Raw genomic sequence first — 19,327 nt, forward strand, 5'->3', positions numbered from 1 at the left:
GTAATCAGTGGTTCGATAAACCGGCGGCGCGGATATGCTGCAAACATTCCTCCACCAGCTTCGGCCCGCGGTACACCATGCCGCTGTACAACTGCACCGCCTGCGCGCCGAGCTGCATTTTCCGCACCGCGTCCGCACCGCTCAAAATGCCGCCCGCGCCGATAACGGGGATTTTGCCGTTCAGGGTTTCCGCCAGCGCCTGCAACACGCGGTTGCTCGGCTCGCGCACGGGCGCACCGCTCAATCCGCCGGCTTCCTGCGCCAAAGGGTGCGCGCCCAAAGACGATTTGTCGATGGTCGTGTTGGTGGCGATGATGCCGTCAATCTGCGTTTGTTCCGCCACATGGGCAATATCGGCGATTTGCGCCTCGTCCAAATCCGGCGCGATTTTCACCGCCAGCGGCACATAGCGGCAGTGTTCCGTGTGCAGGCTGCTTTGACGGTTTTTCAGCGTTTCCAGCAGGCGGCTCAATTCGTCCCCGCCTTGCAGCGCGCGCAGGTTTTTGGTGTTCGGCGATGAAATGTTGATGGTGATATACGATGCGAACGGATAGGCCTTTTCCAGCCCGATTAAATAATCGTCCGCCGCGTTTTCCATCGGCGTATCGGCGTTTTTGCCGATGTTGATGCCCAGCACACCGCGGTATTTGGCGCGCTGCACGTTGGCAATCAGGCGGTCGATGCCGTCGTTGTTGAAGCCCATGCGGTTAATCACGGCAAAATGCTCCGGCACGCGGAACAGGCGCGGCTTCGGATTGCCGCTTTGCGGGCGCGGCGTGACCGTGCCGATTTCGATGAAGCCGAAACCCAAGGCCGCCAAGCCGTCGATATATTCGCCGTTTTTGTCCAAACCCGCCGCCAAACCCACGGGATTGGGCAGGTGCAGCCCCATCAGCGTGGTGGGCGACGTGCGCGGATTCACGTTCGGCAGCAGGCCGATGCGTTCGGCGCAGGCCAGGCTTTTCAGCGTCAGGCCGTGCGCGGTTTCGGGGGCTAATTTGAAAATCAACGGGCGGAACAAATCGTACATCATGAAAGGCAGCCTGCAAAAAAAGGCTTATTTTAAACGATATAGTGCGTTTGTGGCAGATAGTCGGGTAAAATTTCGGCTCGGCGCACGCTGCTGCCGCAATGCCGCCGCACAATGCAGGCTGCTTTTGCGTCCGCCCGCACTCCCCGAACCTTCCCGAAAGGACACGCCCATGACCCCGCTCGAAACCTTCCAATCGCAGAAATGGCAAGCCATCGAAGCCTATCAGGCGCAGCGCAATCCGCTGGCGTTTTTTCAGGCGCACACGCAGGCGGCGGACACTTGGATTGCTTCCGTGTGGGCGGCGCATTTTGCCGATGCCGGACTGTGCCTGCTGGCCATCGGCGGCTACGGGCGCGGCGAGCTTTACCCGTATTCCGATGTGGATTTGGCGATGGTGGCGGCAGACGAGCCGGATGCGGCGGTGCAGGAAAACATCGCCCGATTCGTGCAGGCGTTGTGGGACGGCGCACTGAAACCGGCGGTGAAGACAGGCAGCCTGCAACAGCTGCTGCAAGCGGCCGACGAAGATTTGACGGCGGACACGGCGTTTCTGGAAGCGCGTTTTCTCTGCGGCGACCGCGCATTGGCGGAACGGGCTGTGAATGCGCTGAATCTGCGGCGCGACACGGTGTCGTTCATGGACGGCAAGCTGCTGGAAATGCAGCAGCGGCACGACAAATATGCCGGCTTCCCGCTGGAACCGGACGTGAAAAACGGTGCAGGCTGCCTGCGCGACATCCACACCATGTTGTGGCTGGCACGGGCGCAGGGGCTGCACACGGATTTTTATGCGTTGGCGCGCGACAAAATCATCACTCGCATGGAAGCCGGCCTGCTCCGCAGCAGCCACCGCCGTCTGGCGCAAATCCGCATCGAATTGCATTTGGCGGCGGGGCGCGAAGAAAACCGCCTGATTTTCGATTTGCAGGGCACGCTGGCGGAAAACCGCGATTTGTGCCGCCCCGACAAACAAACCGGCATCGAGCATTTGATGCGCGATTTCTACCGCACCGCCAAAACGGTCATGCAGTTAAACGGCATCCTGATTCCCATGTTGCGCGAACGCGTGTCGCTGCCGTATCCGCGCATCGTGCACGATTTGGACGCGCATTATTTCCAAATCGGCAACAAAATCGCCGCCAAAGATTTGCTGCTGTTTCAAAAGCAGCCTGCACACCTGTTTATCCTGTTGCAAATGTGGCAGCAGCATTCGGACGTGAACGGCGTCGCCCCCAAAACCCTGCGCGCATGGTGGGCGGCGGCACGCAAAACGGACGGCGCGTTTTACCGCAACGAACGGCACCGCGCCCTGTTTTTGCAGTTTTTCAAAACGGGCAAAGGCCTGACCCACATCATGCGCTTTCTGAATTTGTACGGCCTGCTGGCGAAATATCTGCCGAACTGGTACAAAATCGTTGGCTTGCTGCAACACGACTTGTTCCACATTTACCCGGTCGATGACCACATCCTGACCGTGCTGGGCAATATGCGCCGTTTGGCAATGGAAGAACACAGCCACGAATTGCCGTTTGCCGCCACGCTGATGCACGATTTCCCGCAGCCGTACCTGCTGTATTTGGCCGCCCTGTTCCACGACATCGCCAAAGGCCGCAACGGCGACCACGCGCGGCTGGGCAGGGCGGATGCGCGGCAGTTTGCCGAAGACCACGCGCTGCCCGAAGCGGACGGCGAACTGGTCGAATGGCTGGTGGGCGAGCATCTGCTGATGGCGGCGACGGCGCAGAAAGAAGACATCCACGACCCCGACGTGGTGCGCCGCTTCGCCGAAAAAGTGCAAACGCCCGAACGGCTCGCCGCGCTCTACCTGCTCACCGTGGCCGATATCCGCGGCACCAATCCGAAGCTCTGGACGGCATGGAAAGCGCAACTGCTGCAAACGCTATACCGTTCCGCGCACGCCTATTTGGCAGGCAGCCTGCACACCGTGTTGCCCGAAAACCGCCAGCAAATTGCCCATAACGCACTGAAAGTGCAAGGCACGGACGACAAAACCATCCGCCGCTTGTTTGCCATGCTGGGCGAAGCGTATTTTGCGCGCTTCCCCGCCGAAACTGCCGCGTGGCAGCTCGGCATTTTGGTGCGCGATCCTGAAGCTGCCTGCTTCGACATCCGTCCGGGCGACGCGGAAGGCAGCCTGCAACTGTTTGTCTATATGCCCGACCGCGACCGCCTGTTCAGCGAATTGTGCGAACTCTTCGCCGCACTACGCCTGGACATTGCCACCGCGCGGATTTTCACCACCGAACACCAATACGCGCTCAACAGCTTCGTGCTGGGGCTGCCCGAACACAGTAACGACACCGACCGCAAACACGCCGAAAGCAGCCTGCACCGCGCCATGACCCAATTCATGGAAGGCTGCTGGCAAAGCAAAGCCCCGTCCGCCGCCAAACCCAGCCGCCGCGCCCGCTGGAACCCCATTGCGCCGCACATCGGCATTACCGAAACCGAAGGCGGGCAGTTCAGCATCGAAGTGGTGGCGGCGAACCGGCCGTATCTGCTGGCCGATTTGAGCCGCATTTTCAGCCGCCACCACATCCGCCTGCAATACGCCAAAATCAGCACGCTCATTGACCGTGCCGAAGACGTGTTTATCGTCCACGCGCCGCAGCTGCACGAAGCCGCCGCCCAACGCCTGCTGCGCCAAGATTTGCAAGCAGCCTGCACCGGACATCTGCTATAATCGCCGCGTTTGATTATTCGGAAAACCCCATCATGCCCCCATTGAAAAACGACACCTTTTTGCGCGCACTTTTGCGACAACCCGTTGAATACACGCCCATTTGGATGATGCGCCAAGCCGGACGCTACCTGCCCGAATACCGCGAAACCCGCGCCCGCGCCGGCGGCTTCATGGATTTGTGCAAAAACACCGAACTGGCCACCGAAGTAACCCTCCAGCCCATCGACCGCTACGATTTGGACGCCGCCATCCTGTTTTCCGATATCCTGACCGTGCCGGACGCCATGGGCTTGGGGCTGTATTTTGAAGCCGGCGAAGGCCCGAAATTCCAAAAACCCGTGCAAACCGAAGCCGATGTTGCCGCTCTGCGCGTGCCGGATATGAACGATTTGCGCTATGTGTTCGACGCCGTATCGTCCATCCGCAAAGCCTTGGACGGCCGCGTGCCGCTCATCGGCTTTTCCGGCAGCCCGTTCACATTGGCGTGCTATATGGTGGAAGGCGGTGGCAGCAAGGAGTTCCGCACCATCAAAACCATGATGTACAGCCGCCCCGATTTGCTGCACAAAATCCTGCACGTCAATGCCCAAGCCGTTACCCAATACCTGAACACGCAAATCGAGCAGGGCGCGCAGGCGGTGCAGATTTTCGATACTTGGGGCGGCGTGTTGAGCCATGCCGCGTTTCAGGAATTCAGTTTGGCGTATATCAAGCAGATTATCGGCGGGCTGATTCGCGAACACGACGGCCGCCGCGTGCCGGTGATTGTGTTTGCCAAAGGCGGCGGGCAATGGCTGGAGCTGATGGCCGAATGCGGTGCGGACGCACTGGGGCTGGACTGGACGACCGATATTGCCCAAGCCCGTGCCCGTGTGGGCGGCAAAGTGGCGCTGCAAGGCAATTTCGACCCGTTCGCGCTGTTCGGCACGCCCGGGCGCATTCGCGAAGAAGCCGCGCAGATTCTGGCCGGTTTCGGCAAAGGTTCGGGGCATGTGTTCAATTTGGGGCACGGCATCAACCAACACACCGACCCGGAACACGCCAAAGTGCTGATTGACGCGGTGCATGAATTGTCGCGCCCTTATCATTCGCAATAAAAAAGCAGCCTGCACCCTGAAGGCCGCGCCCCAATTAAAGTGCAGGCTGCTTTTGAATGCAGAAAATCTATTCAAATGAGTTATTTAGACTACGCCGTTTTATCCCTGCTGACGGGCATCATCTTCATTGCCTTCAGTGCGCTGTGGCAGATGTATGTCGTCCTAAGCGAAAGCTACACGCTCGACCGCTACAAAAACAGCCCGAAAATGCTGTGGATTGCCATGGCCGTTTTTTTCAGCTTCAGCCTGGCGCTGTATTATTTCTGCCCGAACGCCCGCAAAAAAGGCATCGTCTTCCTCATCACCGGCACGCTGGGCGTATTGGGCTACGGCTTGGGCATGTGGCTGAAAACCAAAGCATAAACACAACACGACAGGAAACACCATGAACACCGATTCCACCGAAGCCCAAACATTGGATTTGCGCGGACTGAAATGCCCGCTGCCCATATTGCGCACCAAAAAAGCATTGGCGCAGCTCGAATCCGGCAGCGTTCTGACCGTTTGGGCGACAGACCCCGGCGCGCCCGAAGACTTTGCCGCCTTCTGCAAACACACAGGACACACCCTGATGGAAAGCAGCCTGCACGACGAAGTGTTCACTTTGGTCATCCGACACAAATAAACAACCGGCGAGAAACACCATGCAAACCCTCACCATTATCCGACCCGACGATTTCCACCTGCACGTCCGCAGCGGCGACGCGTTGAAATCGGTTGTCCCCTTTACCGCGCGGCAAATGGGGCGCGCGCTCATCATGCCCAACCTGAAACCGCCCGTCTGCACCGTCGCCCAAGCGCTGGCCTACCGCGAAGAGATTCTGGCCGCCGTGCCTCCCGAACGCCAAGGCCGCTTCCAGCCGCTCATGAGCCTGTACCTCACCGACAAAACCACCGTTGAAACCGTGCGCGAAGCCAAAGCCGCCGGCATTGCCGCCTTCAAACTCTATCCGGCCGGCGCCACCACCAATTCCGACAGCGGCGTGACCGATTTGTTCAAGCTGCTGCCCGTGCTGGAAGCAATGGCCGACCAAGGCATCTTGTTTTTGGCGCACGGCGAAGTTACCGACCCCGAAATTGACATTTTCGACCGCGAAGCCGTGTTCATCGAACGGATAATGAAGCCCGTGCTGGAACAGATTCCGCATTTGAAAGTCGTGTTCGAGCATATCACCACCGCAGAAGCCGCGCGGCTGGTGTGTGAAGGCGGCGAACGTTTGGCCGCCACCGTAACGCCGCAGCATTTGATGTACAACCGCAACCACCTGCTGGTGGGCGGCGTGCGCCCGCATTTTTACTGCCTGCCCATCATCAAGCGCGAAACGCACCGCCAAGCGCTGATAGGCGCGGTGACCGGCGAACATGCGCACAAATTCTTTTTGGGCACGGACAGCGCGCCGCATCCGCAAACCGCCAAAGAAAACGCCTGCGGTTGCGCGGGCATGTTCAGCGCCGCCACCGCCATCGAACTTTACGCGCAGATTTTCGAGCGCGCCGGCGCATTGGACAAGCTGGAAGCCTTCGCCTCGAAAAATGGGGCGCGTTTTTACGGCCTGCCCGAAAACACGGACACCATCACCTTGGTCAAACAGCCGCAAACCGTGCCGCAGAGCTTCGCGTTCGGCGGGGGCAGGGTGGTGCCGATGTGCGCGGGCGAAGTGCTGGATTGGACGGTGCAGGCTGCCGTTTAAAATCCCGTGCAACATTGCCGCGAACACACTATAATACAAAATTTAACAAAACTTACCCGTCCCACGCCATGCCAAACAGCCACGATATTGCCGATTGCATTACCGAAAACCTGAACCAATATTTCCGTGACCTGAACGGCGAACCGCCTTCCAATGTGTACGATATGGTATTGTTTCAGGTGGAAAAACCGCTGCTGAAACGCGTGATGGACGAATGCAGCGGCAACCAGTGCCGGGCGGCGGAAGTGTTGGGCATGAACCGCAATACTTTGCGCAAAAAACTGGTGCAGCACGGCCTGCTCACCTCTTGAAATGCACGGGCGTATCTGTATTTTCGCGGCAAGCAAACGCGGCAAATGCAGGCACGCCCGAATTATTGCGCCGGCAACCGTGTGCAGGCTGCTTTGGGCGCATTCCCTCCCTCACCGATTTTTCACCGACCTTAAAAGGAACCTTCCGAATATGGCTCTTATCCAACGCGCTTTAATCAGCTTATCCGATAAAACGGGTGCCGTAGAATTTGCCCGCGCCCTGCACGAACTGGGTGTGGAAATCTTGTCCACCGGCGGCACGGCAAAATTATTGGCAGACGCGCAAATCCCCGTGATTGAAGTGGCCGACTACACCGGCTTTCCCGAAATGCTGGACGGCCGCGTGAAAACGCTGCATCCGAAAATCCACGGCGGGATTTTGGGGCGCCGCGATTTGGACGAGCACGTGGCCAAAATGCAGGAACACGGCATCGGCAATATCGATTTGGTGTGCGTGAACCTGTATCCGTTTGCCGCCACCATCGCCAAAGCAGCCTGCACATTGGAAGACGCGATTGAAAACATCGACATCGGCGGCCCCACCATGGTGCGTTCCGCCGCCAAAAACTGGAAACACGTCGCCATCGTCACCGACAATGCCGATTTCGATGCCGTTATCGGCGAATTGAAGCAGTCGGGTGGCCAATTGTCCGACAAAACCCGCTTCAACCTGGCGCGCAAAGCATTCAGCCACACCGCGCAATATGACGGCATGATTTCCAACTACCTGACCAGTGTGTCGGACGAAAAACTCTCCGGCGAACCGTGCGTGAACGAATTTCCCGAACAGTTCAACCAAAGCTGGGTGAAGGTGCAGGAAATGCGCTATGGCGAAAACCCGCACCAGCAGGCTGCTTTTTACCGCGACATTTACCCCGCCGCCGGCAGCCTTTCGGCCTACCGCCAGTTGCAGGGCAAAGAATTGTCCTACAACAACATTGCCGATTCCGATGCGGCTTGGGAAGCAGTGAAATCGTTTGAGCAGGCAGCCTGCGTGATTGTGAAACACGCCAATCCGTGCGGCGTGGCCGTGGCGGAAGACACCCTGACTGCCTACCGTCTGGCCTATGCCACCGACACCACCAGCGCGTTCGGCGGCATCATCGCCTTCAACCGAGAAGTGGACGGCGCAACGGCCAAGCAAATCACCGACAACCAATTCATGGAAGTGATTATGGCGCCTGCGTTCACGGCGGAAGCCTTGGAAGTGCTGGCGGCGAAGAAAAACGTGCGCGTGCTGGAAATCCCGCTGGTGCAGGGCGCAAACCGCTTTGAACTGAAACGCGTGGGCGGCGGCCTGCTGGTGCAAACGCCCGACATCCACCGCATTTCCCGCGCCGATTTGACCGTCGTGTCCCAACGCCAACCAACCGAACAGGAATGGAACGATTTGCTGTTTGTGTGGAATGTGGCGAAATTTGTAAAATCGAACGCCATCGTGTTCGGCAAAGGCGGCCAGACTTACGGCATCGGTGCAGGCCAAATGAGCCGCGTGGACAGCACCCGCATTGCCGCCCGCAAAGCGCAGGATGCCGGTTTCGATTTGAACGGCGCGTGTGCCGCTTCGGACGCCTTCTTCCCCTTCCGCGACGGTGTGGACGTGATTGCCGCGCAAGGCATTAAAGCCATCATCCACCCGGCTGGCTCGGTGCGCGACGCAGAAGTCTTCGCGGCGGCGGACGAACACGGCATCGCCATGGTGACCACCGGCATCCGCCATTTCCGCCATTGATATGTAAAGCTGCAAAAGGCCGTCTGAAAAGGCTGTTCCGCTTTTCAGACGTTCTGTTTTTTGTGCCTGAAACGGGAATGGCGCGCCGATTTGGCCGAAACGCCCGCAAAACCTTGTGCAGGCTGCTTTTGAAGCCGAAAAAGCAGCCTGCACCTTTCCCGGGCACCCCATCACAAACCCTATTGACTACTTAAACATGCAGGCTGCTTTCGGAGCAAATCCCAAAAGCAGCCTGCGGAGGCAAATACATGAAATTCAAAAATAAAATTATCAACCGCGCATTAACGGCGGCCGTATTGCTGGTCTTGCAGCCTGCCGCATGGGCGGAATCCGAAATGCCGGCCGAACCGAATATCGTCCAAGAAACCGAAAGTGCGACCGATGCGGTTCAAACCGACGCTGGCGGCAACACCGCCGAAACGCCGCCCGAAGCCGAACACAAAACCGGCTGGTGGCAAACCGTTAAAGACAACGTGCGCGAAACTTGGCGCAGCGAGCATTCCGAGCTGTATATCCCGCTGCGGACATGGCATAACCGCGCTATTTATTCGCGTGAAAAAATCAAAACGTTCAACGAAGCACCGTGGGGCATCGGCTGGGGCAAAGTGCGCGACACGCCGCACAACACCACACACAGCCTGGGCTTGATGGTGTTTGCCGATTCGCATAACGACCCCGAACCCTTCCTGGCTTATTCGTGGCAGCGGAACTGGTCGGTGAGCGAAAATCAGAAAGTCTCTTTGGGTGCGTTTGCCGGTTTCACCGCCCGCAGCGACTACCACTATGTCCCGATTCCCGTGGCATGGCCGTATGTGTCTTATTCGTATAAGAATTTGTCGATTCAGGGCATGTATTTCCCCGGCAGCAAAGGCAACGGCAATATTGCTTTTTTCTGGGCGAAATACCGCTTTTAAACATCATGCGCTTGATTTTTACGCACGCGCCCCCATTTTAAGCCCGTCATTAACCCGTAAAAATAACCGTTTATGAACACACGCACCATTCTCCTGCCGTTTACTGCCGCCTTGCTGCTGGCCGCCTGCGGACAACAAAACAGCCAGGACGCGAAAATTGCCGAAAACGCCAAGCAAATCGAAATCCTGCGCCAACAGGCCGAAATTCAAAAACTGCAAAACGAATTGAGCGCGCAGGCTGCTTCGGCGGAACAGGTCTATCAACTGACCGCCAGCGCCGTGGCCCAAACCATTCCCGCCGCCGCACAAGCCGCCGCGAAGGCCGGCGATATCGTGCAGGGCACCGACGGGCAGCAATATCTGTATGACGGCGATTCGGGTAACTGGCTACTTTACGGCGCCATCGGCGCAGCGGCCGGTTATTTGGCGGCCAATGCCATGAACAACCGCAACGCCGCCAAATATGCCCCCGTGCAAAAACCGACCGCCGCCGTGCAGCGCGTCCACCGCGATTACCGCGTGAAACATCCGTCCAATATCGCCTCGCCGCGCACGCAAATCCATCCGAACGCACCGATCAACCGCCCATCCGGCACACCGAATTACCGCAGCACCAACAAAGGCTACAGCAATATGCGCGGATTCGGCTTCGGCGGCCGCAGAAGACGCTGATGCACACGCTGGTTTATCCGCTGTCGGGCAACGCGGTCACGCTGCACATCAACCGCCGCGCCAAGAAAAACATTATCTTGCGCCCGCACGGCAAAAGCAGCCTGCACATCAGCATTCCCCCTTGGCTGTCGCAAAACCGTTTGCAACAATGGCTGCGTGCCAACGAACCGTTGCTCGCGCAAATGCTGGCAAAAGCAGCCTGCACACCGCCAATACCGCAAAATACGTTGCCCGAATGGATTTGGTGGCACGGACGGAAAACACCGCTCGTCATCCAAAGGGGCGCAACACAGATTCGGTACAACGAAAGCAGCCTGCACCTGCCGAATGCCACCGTCGCCCCATTGCAGCAATGGCTTTGGCAGCAGGCAGGGCAACACCTATTGCCCAAACTCGCCGCACACGCCCAAACATGGCAAAAGCAGCCTGCACGCATTGCCCTGACACGCGCCAAAACCTTTTGGGGCGTGTGCCGCCAGCGCACCGGCATCAGGCTAAACTGGCGGCTCATCGGTGCACCCGAAGCTGTGCAGGATTATGTCTGCCTGCACGAAATCGCCCACCTGACCCACGCCGACCACAGCCCGCAATTCTGGCAACTCGTACAACACTACTGCCCCGCCTACCCAACCGCCCAACATTGGCTCAAACAGCACGGCAGGGAACTTTTCACACTAGGATAACCATGCAGCACGCCCAAGTTTATTTGGAAGACCAAGAATACATCGCCCTGTGCGATTTGCTCAAACTCGCAGGACTGGCCGATACCGGCGGACAAGCCAAAGCCATCATCGCCGCTGGAGAGGTATTGCGCAACGGCATCGTGGAACCCCGAAAAACCGCCAAAATCCGCGCAGGCGAATGGATTGAATATGCAGGCTGCAAACTGGAGATTTACGATGGATACGACCCGGAAGCCTAATCTCACGCCGCCCACACCGCCCGAAGACTGGGAATGTTGCGGTAGCGAATGCGGCGATGCCTGCATTCACGAAATTTACCGCCGCGAAAAAGCCGAATACGATGCGCAGCAAAACGCAGCGCAAGAAAAAGTGTTGCAGGAATAAAACAATTAACTGCACAACCCTTGCCAGTATTTTTCCATCGGCATTTTAAACAGGCTGTTTCGCAAAATCCCCGCCGGGGCGCACAAAAAAATATCCAAAGATTATTCGGCGGGAAAACATACTGTTATCATGTATCAGAGCTTGTCAAGCTACTCAAAATATTCAAAAAAACGTATGATGAATAGTTGTTGATTTACCTACAAAACGCTTTTCCCAATTAAAAATATGCGTTTTGTTTTTTGTTTTGGAAGTAATGATATGAACACCAGCACACTGAAAGTAACCAAACGCGACGGCCGTTTAGAGCCCATCAATCTGGATAAAATCCACCGTGTACTCGATTGGGCGGCAGCAGGTTTGGACAATGTTTCAGTATCGCAAGTGGAACTGAAGTCCCACATCCAATTCTATAACGGCATCCGTACCGAAGACATTCACGAAACCATCATCAAATCGGCAGCCGACCTAATTTCTGAAGAAACCCCCGATTATCAATATCTGGCGGCCCGTTTAGCCATTTTCCACCTGCGCAAAATCGCGTATGGCGAATATCAGCCACCGCACCTGTTCGACCATGTCCGCCGCATGACCGAAATGGGCAAATACGACCGCCATATTCTGGAAGATTACAGCAAAGAAGAGTTTGACGAGCTAAACCAATATATCAACCACGAGCGTGATTTAAATTTCTCGTATGCCGCCGTCAAACAGCTGGAAGGCAAATACCTCGTCCAAAACCGCGTTACCAAACAAATCTACGAAAGCCCACAGTTTTTGTATATTTTGGTGGCGATGTGCCTGTTTGCCAAATATCCCAAGAATACACGGCTGGATTATGTGAAACGCTTTTACGACGCGGTTTCCCAGTTCAAAATCTCGCTACCGACACCGATTATGTCCGGTGTCCGCACGCCAACACGTCAGTTCAGTTCCTGCGTATTGATTGAATGCGACGACAGCTTGGACAGCATCAATGCCACCACGTCTTCTATCGTGAAATACGTTTCCCAGCGTGCCGGTATCGGCATCAATGCCGGCCGTATCCGCGGTTTGGGTAGCGAAATCCGTGGCGGCGAAGCACAGCACACAGGCTGCATTCCATTTTTCAAAATGTTTCAGGCGGCTGTGAAGTCATGCTCGCAAGGCGGCGTGCGCGGCGGTGCGGCCACATTGTTTTATCCGCTGTGGCATATTGAGGCGGAAAGCCTGCTGGTGCTGAAAAACAACCGCGGTGTGGAGGAAAACCGTGTCCGCCATTTGGATTACGGCGTGCAAATCAATAAGCTGATGTACACACGCTTGATTAAAAATCAAAACATTACGTTGTTTTCCCCCAATGAAGTGCCCGGATTGTACGAGGCCTTCTTTGCCGACCAAGATGAATTTGAACGCCTGTACACCCAATACGAGCAAGATGAAAGCATCCGCAAACGCACGCTGTCAGCGTCCGATTTGTTCTCAATTTTAATGCAGGAACGTGCCGGTACAGGCCGCGTTTATGTTCAAAATGTGGACCACTGCAACACGCATAGCCCGTTCGACCCGAAAGTGGCACCGGTGCGCCAATCTAATTTGTGTTTGGAAATCGCATTGCCGACCAAACCGCTGAACGACATCAATGACGAAAACGGCGAAATTGCGTTGTGTACCTTATCGGCCTTTAATTTAGGAGCGATTTCAGACTTAAACGAATTTGAGCCATTGGCGGATTTGGCGGTGCGCGCACTGGATGCGCTGCTAGATTATCAGGATTATCCGATTCCGGCGGCCTATAAAGCGACCATGAACCGCCGTACGCTGGGTATCGGCGTGATTAACTATGCGTATTATTTGGCGAAAAACGGGGTGAAATACAGCGATGGCAGCGCAATTAATTTGACGCACCGCACCTTTGAAGCCATGCAGTACCATCTGCTCAAAGCGTCCATGAATCTAGCCAAAGAATATGGTGCGTGCCCGCTGTTTAACGAAACAACGTATGCGCAAGGTATTTTGCCGATCGATACCTACAAAGCGGATTTGGATAAATTCTGCGACGAGCCTCTGCATTTGGATTGGGAAGGACTGCGCGCCGATATTGTGAAATATGGTTTGCGTAACAGCACCTTAACGGCGTTGATGCCCAGTGAAACCAGTTCACAAATCGCCAATGCCACCAACGGTATCGAGCCGCCGCGCGGTTTGGTGACGGTGAAGGCTTCCAAAGACGGTATTTTGAAGCAGGTGGTGCCTGAGTTCGAACGCCTGAAAGGGCAATATGAAACGCTGTGGCAGATGGGCGGCAATGACGGCTATCTGAAATTGGTCGGCATTATGCAGAAATTTACCGACCAAGCGATTTCCGCCAATACCAGCTACGACCCCAAACGCTTCGAGGGCGGGCGCGTGCCGATGAACCAAATGCTGAAAGACTTGCTGTCGGCTTATAAATATGGTGTGAAAACGCTGTATTACCACAATACGCGCGATGGTGCGGACGATGTGCAGCAAGACTTGCATGACGACAGTTGCGCCGGCGGTGCATGTAAAATTTAAAATTTGAAGTATCCATAATAAAGTGCAGGCTGCTTTTGAAGAACATTCAAAGCAGCCTGCACTTTTGTTTGGAGCAATCTGGATTACATACGGCTCAACTCGCGTTGTAACGCCTGAATATTTTGTTGGCGATCCAATACCGCGCTTTCTAATTGGCGTACGCGCGCCTGATGCGCCGCATCACCCTGACCATTGGCTGCGCGGCCGCTGACCAAAGCCTGTTGCGCTGCCGCCAATGCGTTTCGTTCGTTATTCAGTTCTTGTTCCAAAATCGTGCGGCGGCCGCTGGATCGTGCCGTACTCATGCGGGGCGCGGCAACGGCAGGCATGGCAGCCGCAGCGGGACGCGGAACAGAAGGCGCAGCCTGGTGGGCAACCGTTCTGGCGCGCGCAGGTGCGGCTACATTTGCGGCCGCAGTTGGTGCTGCCACGGCAGGCTGTTCGCGCGGTGCTGTTCTGGGTGCAGGCACGCTGGTGTAGCTGCCGATACGGTTGCCCAGGGAAGCTCGCGCACCGCCTCTGCTGGGGCTGGACGTATAGCAGCCCGGTCCACAGCTATAAACTTCGGCGGCAACGCTTTGTATCAAACCCAACATACCCATAATTAAAATTAATTTTTTCATACGATTCCTATCATTTTTCCTCAAGGAGACGTTGAAATTCTTCATCAATTTCCGAATTTACCGTTTCCAAATCTTCTTGCCATTGGAGCCAGTTTTCCTCCAATCCTGTTAATTTTACTTTGACTTCCGTCGCTTGCGCCAATATTTCTTGCAATTTCGCCTTATTTTCGGGCAAATAGGCGCATTCTTGCGACAGAAATTCATCACATTGCGCCTGCTGCGACTGCAATACCGCCATTTCCTTTTCGGCACGCTCGATTTTTTGCTGAATCGGCTTGCTGCGTTTCGCTTTTTCTTGGCGGATTTGTGCTTCTATGCGCTTCATATCTTTGCGCTTTTGCGATTGCGAGGACGCTGCGGGGGCGGCCGCCGCATTTTCTTGTGCCAAGCGATGGGCGCGATAGTCGTTTAAATCGCCATCGAACGTGTGCAGGCTGCCTGCATCAATCAGCAAAAACTGGTCAGTGGTGGCCTCAATCAAGCTGCGGTCATGCGACACCAAAATCATCGCGCCCTGAAAGCTTTGCAGGGCAACGGTGAGCGCGTGCCGCATATCCAGGTCCAAATGGTTGGTCGGTTCATCCAGCAGCAACAGATTCGGCTTCTGCCATACAAGCATGGCCAATGCCAACCTTGCCTTTTCACCACCCGAAAACGGAGCTATTTTTTGCGTGGCCATGTCACCCACAAAGTGAAAACCGCCCAAAAAATTACGGACGTCCTGTTCTTTTGCTTCGGGCGACAACTGCTGGATGTGCCACACAGAGCTTTGGTCATCGCGCAAAATATCGAGCTGGTGTTGCGCAAAATAGCCGATATTGAGTTTGTCGGAGCGGATAATTTGACCGGCGGCAGGTTGCAGGCTGCCTGCCAACGCCTTGATAAACGTGGACTTGCCCGAACCGTTCACGCCCAGCAAGCCGAAGCGCGCACCGTTTTCCAGCGACAAATTAATGTTTTTCAATACAATATGGTCGTCATACGCCAAAGAAACACCGTCCATGCGGAGCAAGGGATTGGGCAAATGTGCAGGCTGCTCGAACTCAAAGCTAAATTCGCTGTCCAAGTGCGCCGGCGCAATCATTTCCAGTTTGGCCAATGCCTTCATGCGGCTTTGCGCTTGCGTGGCCTTGGTTGCCTTGGCTTTGAACCGATCGATAAACGATTGCAAATGCTTGATTTTTTCTTGCTGCTTAGTGTAGGCCGACTGCTGGTTGGCCAACCTCTGGGCGCGTTCTTTCAAATAAAAATCGTAGTTGCCGCCATAAGTATTCAGTTTTTGCTGCGACAACTCAATCGTGTGCGTGGTGGCAGCGTTCAGGAAATCGCGGTCGTGCGAAATAATAATCTGCGTGCAAGGCAATGAAGCCAAATGGTTTTCCAACCACAAGACGGTTTCCAAATCCAAATGGTTGGTCGGCTCGTCCAGCAACAGTAAATCGGCGCGGCACATCAATGCCTGCGCCAAATTTAAGCGCATTCGCCAACCGCCGGAAAACGCTTTCACAGGCTTTGCGTGCTCTTCCTGCGAGAATCCCAGTCCGCTCAGCAACTTGGCGGCGCGGGCAGGGGCGGTATATGCATCAATTTCTTCCAACTGGGCATGATAATCTGCAATCAGTGCGCCATTATTTTCTACTTCGGCGCGTTGCAAAGCAGCCTGCAAGCGCTGCAAATCGGCATCGCCCTGTAGAACGTAATCCAGCGCAGAGATGTCCAGCGCGGGTGTTTCCTGCGACACGGCTGCGAGTTTCCAGTTTTTCGGTATGCTGATTTCACCGGAATCGTGCGTGATTTCATTTTTCAACAGTGCAAACAGGCTGGATTTTCCCGTACCGTTTTTGCCGATTAAACCGATACGTTGGCGTGGGGTGATGGTGGCCGAGGCCTGATTCAGCAGAACCTTTAAACCGCGCTGCAAGGTTAAATTCTTGATTTCAATCATGATATGTTGAGTAGATTTCATAGAAAAGCAGCCTGCAGGTGAATGTGCAGGCTGCTTTTGAAAAACAATTATTCTGCGCTGTCTGTAACAATCGTTTCGACTTGCTGCAAAGTTTGGCCGTGTGAAGCGGCAGGCTTGTTATCGTGTTGCAGGCTGACGGCACGGGCAGGCACAATGGTAGAAATGGCATGTTTGTACACCATTTGCGTCAGAGAAGTATTGCGCAGCAGCACGACATATTGGTCAAACGATTCAACTTGCCCTTGCAGTTTGATCCCATTAACCAGATAAATAGACACTGGCACATGCTCTTTGCGCAAAGCATTCAAAAATGGGTCTTGTAATAATTGTCCTTTAGTGATTGTCATTCGGCACTCCAAATTTTATTTTCATCGTTTATAGGGGTCTTACACGTGACGTAAAACATAAAGAATTGTATCTGTTTTGGCTGGATTTACCAAGCAGAATTTGTAAAAAGGCCGCTATAAAGATAGCGACCTTTACTTTATTGACGGAATCAGACCTTAACCGCCGAGTTCTGACAACAATTGTTGCGCTTGCTGCTGCAAATCACCGGTAGATTCTTCAACCAGTTCGCGCAATGTTTCACGGGCAGCTACGGCATCGTCAATTTCCAGATACATTTTCGCCAATTCCAATTTTGCTTCCAGTGGCGCCGTCATCCCGACAGCCTCGGAAACAAAACCGGCATCTTGAACGGCTGGCGTTTCAACGCTATTCAAATCGCTGACATCTTTCGCTGGCTCAACAGCGGGTGTATCAATAGTCAAGTCATCGGCAAAGAAATCTGCTTCCGTTGCAGGCGTGGCTGCTGAAACTTCTGGAGCTGCGGGCGCTTCGGCAATATCCAAATTGTCAAAGTCCATGTCCATTGCCAAATCTGCCGTATCAGCATGAGTTTCGCCCAAATCGGCAAATTGCGTTACCGAATGATCGACGCCGACATCCAGAGAAGCATCGCCGCTTGGTAGGTCAAATTCCAAAGCATCTTCATGCGCCACTTCCGGCAAATCAGTGGAGAAAGATTCTTCTGTTTGATCCAAAACGGAGAAATCCAACGGCTCTTCCACCGCAGCAGGGGTTTCAATCACATTATCTGCAAAATCGGCCGTAAAATCTTCTTCGGCAGGCGTATCCAAGTCGAATGTGCTCACACTTTCAGCCACTTCTACAGCAGGCTTAATATCCGTGTCGAAATCATCGAAACTTGTTTCTTCAACAACCGGTGCTTCTTCAACAGTTTCATTGCCACCAAATTGTTCGGACAGCCAATCCAAATCATCGCTGCTTTCTTCTTCAACAGTAGCAGGAGCAACCGGTGCAGGTTCAGCAACATGCACTTCCTCATCTACAACTGGAGCAATTGGCGCGGTTGTATCGGCGGCAAACAGGCTTTCATCAAAGAAATCGTCGTGCGCGGCACTGCTTGTTTGGGTCTCTTGGCTGTCTACCAACCATTCGTCATCCGCCACCGCATTCGGTTTGGTCACATCGATTTCAGGCTCGAAAGTATCTAACGAAAATTCATCGTTTGTTGTTTGAGAGTGAGCAGATGCCGATTTTGTGCTGCTATCTTCATAAGTATCATCTTCAGGCAACGTGAATTCTTCATTTACCCACATTTCTTGTGACGCACTGCCTTCAAATTCTTCTTCAGATTCTTCAAACTCGTCTTCTGACTCGTCGCGACCACTTTCATTAGGTTTTCTGCGACGGCTCAACGCATATGCCGCGCCACCCAATGCAAGGGCTGCAGCACCGCCAATTAAGCCCATCTGCATCAAGTCCATGCCTTCTTCTTCCACAGGAGCAGGAGGTGGTGTTTCAACAGCAGGAGGTGCGGGTGGAGGCGCAACTTCTTCAACAGCAGGAGCGGATGTTTCTGAAGCCGATGCGAAATCTGAAGCGGCAACCATTTCACCGGGCACATTAGAAGCAGCCTGCACTTCAGAAGCCGGTGCCACAACGGGAGTTTCTGGTTTCACAGGAACACTTGGCTCAACCGGCGCAGGTTCAGGTGTCTGATTGACAGGCGCCGCTTGTTGCTCTGTGGCATTGTTTACCGGTTTTGCCTGTGTTTCTACCGGAACAGTATTTGCTGGTGGAGGTGCTGGCGGTGTTTCAACTGTAGGTGCAGGCTGGTTGTTTTCAACTTGGTTTACCGTGTTTTCAACAGGGGCGCTGGGTCGTTGTGCTGCCAAACGATGAGCGGCGCGACGGCGTTCGGAACTCGTGTTGGCATACGCGTGCCATTGCGCGGCAGACGGAATATACAGGGTAACATTGCGATACATGCGCCCATGATGGAATGCACGAGGATTGGCGGCAATCAATGCACGGATGGCGCGTTGCACGCTCATACCGCGCGGACGGTAACGTGCTGCAATCGAAGAAACGCTCTCACCGTGTTGAACGCGATAATAACGTGGTCTAGGAGATGTTTTTTGCATAGCGGAGGTAGGATTGTGTGGTGCATCTGCTTCAATGGTATCTACCGTATCGACAGCAGTTGCAGCAGGTTTTTGTGCGATAGGTTTCAGCCGTGTTGCCGGAGCGCGGCGGGTGCGCTGAACAGCATCGGCAGGGCGGTAATGAGCAGGGTTCACCATAGCGGTGTATTGGCGCGTTTGGTTGCCCGCACTCACAACAAAATTCACAATGGGATCATTCACAACGGAATTGGAACGCAGGCGAATAACGGCATTACCATTGCCTTGCGGAACCACCGTCCCATGGATATTGCCGCCCGTAACATTCACGGAGCCGCTTTGCAAAACTGCTTGTGCTTCATTACCGGTGACCACGATGCTTGCAGAAAACGGCTCGCCCAAATTAGATTGCACATTCAAGCCGCCCAAACCTGCCACCGCGCTCATTGAAGTCATTAACGACAACGATGCAGAGATAATTTTACTTTTATTTTTCAAAATATTACACTCCTGTTTGCAAACTGCTTGCTATGGTTTGCAGCAAATTTGTTTG

General features: G+C 54.7%; 18 protein-coding genes. 13 read left to right on the forward strand and 5 right to left on the reverse strand.

The annotated features are described in order from the left end of the window. Positions 1-4: 4 nt before the first annotated feature. Positions 5-1,030 (reverse strand): quinone-dependent dihydroorotate dehydrogenase, encoded by a 1,026-nt coding sequence (locus HMPREF9098_RS01700; RefSeq protein WP_040564590.1) that lies wholly within the window; start codon positions 1,028-1,030, stop codon positions 5-7. Between the two features lie 172 nt (positions 1,031-1,202). Between HMPREF9098_RS01700 and glnD the strand changes: the two genes are divergently transcribed. The 13 genes from glnD (at position 1,203) to nrdA (ending at position 13,756) form a co-directional block, all read left to right on the forward strand. Beyond that, entirely contained in the window at positions 1,203-3,737 is a 2,535-nt protein-coding gene (gene glnD / locus HMPREF9098_RS01705; protein WP_040564168.1) for a [protein-PII] uridylyltransferase, read from the forward strand. Positions 3,738-3,769: 32 nt separating this feature from the next. After that, positions 3,770-4,834, forward strand: coding sequence for a uroporphyrinogen decarboxylase (hemE, locus tag HMPREF9098_RS01710; protein ID WP_003781355.1), 1,065 nt, complete (start codon positions 3,770-3,772; stop codon positions 4,832-4,834). Between the two features lie 75 nt (positions 4,835-4,909). After that, positions 4,910-5,197 (forward strand): hypothetical protein, encoded by a 288-nt coding sequence (locus HMPREF9098_RS01715; protein ID WP_003781357.1) that lies wholly within the window; start codon positions 4,910-4,912, stop codon positions 5,195-5,197. A gap of 22 nt (positions 5,198-5,219) precedes the next feature. Continuing rightward, positions 5,220-5,459 carry a sulfurtransferase TusA family protein gene (locus HMPREF9098_RS01720; RefSeq protein WP_003781358.1) on the forward strand — a complete coding sequence of 80 codons (240 nt, stop codon included), beginning with the start codon at positions 5,220-5,222 and terminating at the stop codon, positions 5,457-5,459. A 19-nt stretch (positions 5,460-5,478) separates the two neighbouring features. After that, positions 5,479-6,525, forward strand: coding sequence for a dihydroorotase (gene pyrC, locus HMPREF9098_RS01725; protein ID WP_003781360.1), 1,047 nt, complete (start codon positions 5,479-5,481; stop codon positions 6,523-6,525). Between the two features lie 68 nt (positions 6,526-6,593). Continuing rightward, the gene (locus HMPREF9098_RS01730) at positions 6,594-6,836 is read left to right on the forward strand and encodes a Fis family transcriptional regulator (protein WP_040564169.1); all 243 of its coding nucleotides are present in this window, start codon (positions 6,594-6,596) and stop codon (positions 6,834-6,836) included. Positions 6,837-6,987: 151 nt separating this feature from the next. Beyond that, a complete protein-coding gene (purH, locus tag HMPREF9098_RS01735) occupies positions 6,988-8,568 on the forward strand; it encodes a bifunctional phosphoribosylaminoimidazolecarboxamide formyltransferase/IMP cyclohydrolase (RefSeq protein WP_040564170.1) in 1,581 nt (526 codons plus the stop codon). 248 nt (positions 8,569-8,816) lie between these two features. Beyond that, positions 8,817-9,482 carry a lipid IV(A) palmitoyltransferase PagP gene (gene pagP / locus HMPREF9098_RS01740; RefSeq protein WP_003781368.1) on the forward strand — a complete coding sequence of 222 codons (666 nt, stop codon included), beginning with the start codon at positions 8,817-8,819 and terminating at the stop codon, positions 9,480-9,482. Positions 9,483-9,554: 72 nt separating this feature from the next. Next, positions 9,555-10,154, forward strand: a complete 600-nt coding sequence (locus tag HMPREF9098_RS01745; protein ID WP_003781370.1) for a hypothetical protein — start codon at positions 9,555-9,557, stop codon at positions 10,152-10,154. Further along, the gene (locus HMPREF9098_RS01750; RefSeq protein ID WP_003781372.1) at positions 10,154-10,837 is read left to right on the forward strand and encodes a M48 family metallopeptidase; all 684 of its coding nucleotides are present in this window, start codon (positions 10,154-10,156) and stop codon (positions 10,835-10,837) included. Before HMPREF9098_RS01745 ends, HMPREF9098_RS01750 begins: the two co-directional genes overlap by 1 nt. A gap of 2 nt (positions 10,838-10,839) precedes the next feature. Continuing rightward, a complete protein-coding gene (locus HMPREF9098_RS01755; RefSeq protein WP_003781373.1) occupies positions 10,840-11,076 on the forward strand; it encodes an RNA-binding S4 domain-containing protein in 237 nt (78 codons plus the stop codon). After that, positions 11,054-11,221: an oxidoreductase-like domain-containing protein gene (locus tag HMPREF9098_RS11290; RefSeq protein WP_003781376.1), complete on the forward strand. Its 168-nt coding sequence runs from the start codon at positions 11,054-11,056 to the stop codon at positions 11,219-11,221. The genes HMPREF9098_RS01755 and HMPREF9098_RS11290 overlap by 23 nt, the downstream gene beginning before the upstream one ends. A 258-nt stretch (positions 11,222-11,479) precedes the next feature. Next, a complete protein-coding gene (gene nrdA, locus HMPREF9098_RS01760) occupies positions 11,480-13,756 on the forward strand; it encodes a class 1a ribonucleoside-diphosphate reductase subunit alpha (protein ID WP_003781378.1) in 2,277 nt (758 codons plus the stop codon). Between the two features lie 83 nt (positions 13,757-13,839). Here nrdA and HMPREF9098_RS01765 read toward each other — a convergent pair whose 3' ends face one another. From HMPREF9098_RS01765 to HMPREF9098_RS11295, 4 genes are all read right to left on the reverse strand, one after another. After that, positions 13,840-14,379, reverse strand: a complete 540-nt coding sequence (locus tag HMPREF9098_RS01765) for a hypothetical protein (RefSeq protein WP_003781379.1) — start codon at positions 14,377-14,379, stop codon at positions 13,840-13,842. A gap of 10 nt (positions 14,380-14,389) precedes the next feature. Continuing rightward, positions 14,390-16,324, reverse strand: coding sequence for an ABC-F family ATP-binding cassette domain-containing protein (locus HMPREF9098_RS01770; protein WP_040564593.1), 1,935 nt, complete (start codon positions 16,322-16,324; stop codon positions 14,390-14,392). 68 nt (positions 16,325-16,392) lie between these two features. After that, on the reverse strand, positions 16,393-16,692 hold the full coding sequence (gene hfq, locus HMPREF9098_RS01775) for an RNA chaperone Hfq (protein ID WP_003781382.1): 300 nt from the start codon (positions 16,690-16,692) through the stop codon (positions 16,393-16,395). 156 nt (positions 16,693-16,848) lie between these two features. Beyond that, on the reverse strand, positions 16,849-19,272 hold the full coding sequence (locus HMPREF9098_RS11295) for a FimV/HubP family polar landmark protein (RefSeq protein ID WP_003781384.1): 2,424 nt from the start codon (positions 19,270-19,272) through the stop codon (positions 16,849-16,851). Positions 19,273-19,327: the final 55 nt, after the last annotated feature.

The organism is Kingella denitrificans ATCC 33394, from assembly GCF_000190695.1.
Lineage (GTDB): Bacteria > Pseudomonadota > Gammaproteobacteria > Burkholderiales > Neisseriaceae > Kingella_A > Kingella_A denitrificans.

What these genes read in the sequence shown, in the direction of transcription:
- HMPREF9098_RS11290 (WP_003781376.1), top strand. Translation starts at nt 11,054, where the DNA reads ATGGATACGACCCGGAAGCCTAATCTCACGCCGCCCACACCGCCCGAA.
- HMPREF9098_RS01745 (WP_003781370.1), top strand. Translation starts at nt 9,555, where the DNA reads ATGAACACACGCACCATTCTCCTGCCGTTTACTGCCGCCTTGCTGCTG.
- hemE (WP_003781355.1), top strand. Translation starts at nt 3,770, where the DNA reads ATGCCCCCATTGAAAAACGACACCTTTTTGCGCGCACTTTTGCGACAA.
- HMPREF9098_RS01730 (WP_040564169.1), top strand. Translation starts at nt 6,594, where the DNA reads ATGCCAAACAGCCACGATATTGCCGATTGCATTACCGAAAACCTGAAC.
- HMPREF9098_RS01700 (WP_040564590.1), bottom strand. Translation starts at nt 1,030, where the DNA reads ATGTACGATTTGTTCCGCCCGTTGATTTTCAAATTAGCCCCCGAAACC.
- HMPREF9098_RS01755 (WP_003781373.1), top strand. Translation starts at nt 10,840, where the DNA reads ATGCAGCACGCCCAAGTTTATTTGGAAGACCAAGAATACATCGCCCTG.
- nrdA (WP_003781378.1), top strand. Translation starts at nt 11,480, where the DNA reads ATGAACACCAGCACACTGAAAGTAACCAAACGCGACGGCCGTTTAGAG.
- HMPREF9098_RS01720 (WP_003781358.1), top strand. Translation starts at nt 5,220, where the DNA reads ATGAACACCGATTCCACCGAAGCCCAAACATTGGATTTGCGCGGACTG.
- HMPREF9098_RS01715 (WP_003781357.1), top strand. Translation starts at nt 4,910, where the DNA reads ATGAGTTATTTAGACTACGCCGTTTTATCCCTGCTGACGGGCATCATC.
- HMPREF9098_RS01770 (WP_040564593.1), bottom strand. Translation starts at nt 16,324, where the DNA reads ATGATTGAAATCAAGAATTTAACCTTGCAGCGCGGTTTAAAGGTTCTG.
- HMPREF9098_RS01765 (WP_003781379.1), bottom strand. Translation starts at nt 14,379, where the DNA reads ATGAAAAAATTAATTTTAATTATGGGTATGTTGGGTTTGATACAAAGC.
- pagP (WP_003781368.1), top strand. Translation starts at nt 8,817, where the DNA reads ATGAAATTCAAAAATAAAATTATCAACCGCGCATTAACGGCGGCCGTA.
- glnD (WP_040564168.1), top strand. Translation starts at nt 1,203, where the DNA reads ATGACCCCGCTCGAAACCTTCCAATCGCAGAAATGGCAAGCCATCGAA.
- purH (WP_040564170.1), top strand. Translation starts at nt 6,988, where the DNA reads ATGGCTCTTATCCAACGCGCTTTAATCAGCTTATCCGATAAAACGGGT.
- pyrC (WP_003781360.1), top strand. Translation starts at nt 5,479, where the DNA reads ATGCAAACCCTCACCATTATCCGACCCGACGATTTCCACCTGCACGTC.
- HMPREF9098_RS01750 (WP_003781372.1), top strand. Translation starts at nt 10,154, where the DNA reads ATGCACACGCTGGTTTATCCGCTGTCGGGCAACGCGGTCACGCTGCAC.
- hfq (WP_003781382.1), bottom strand. Translation starts at nt 16,692, where the DNA reads ATGACAATCACTAAAGGACAATTATTACAAGACCCATTTTTGAATGCT.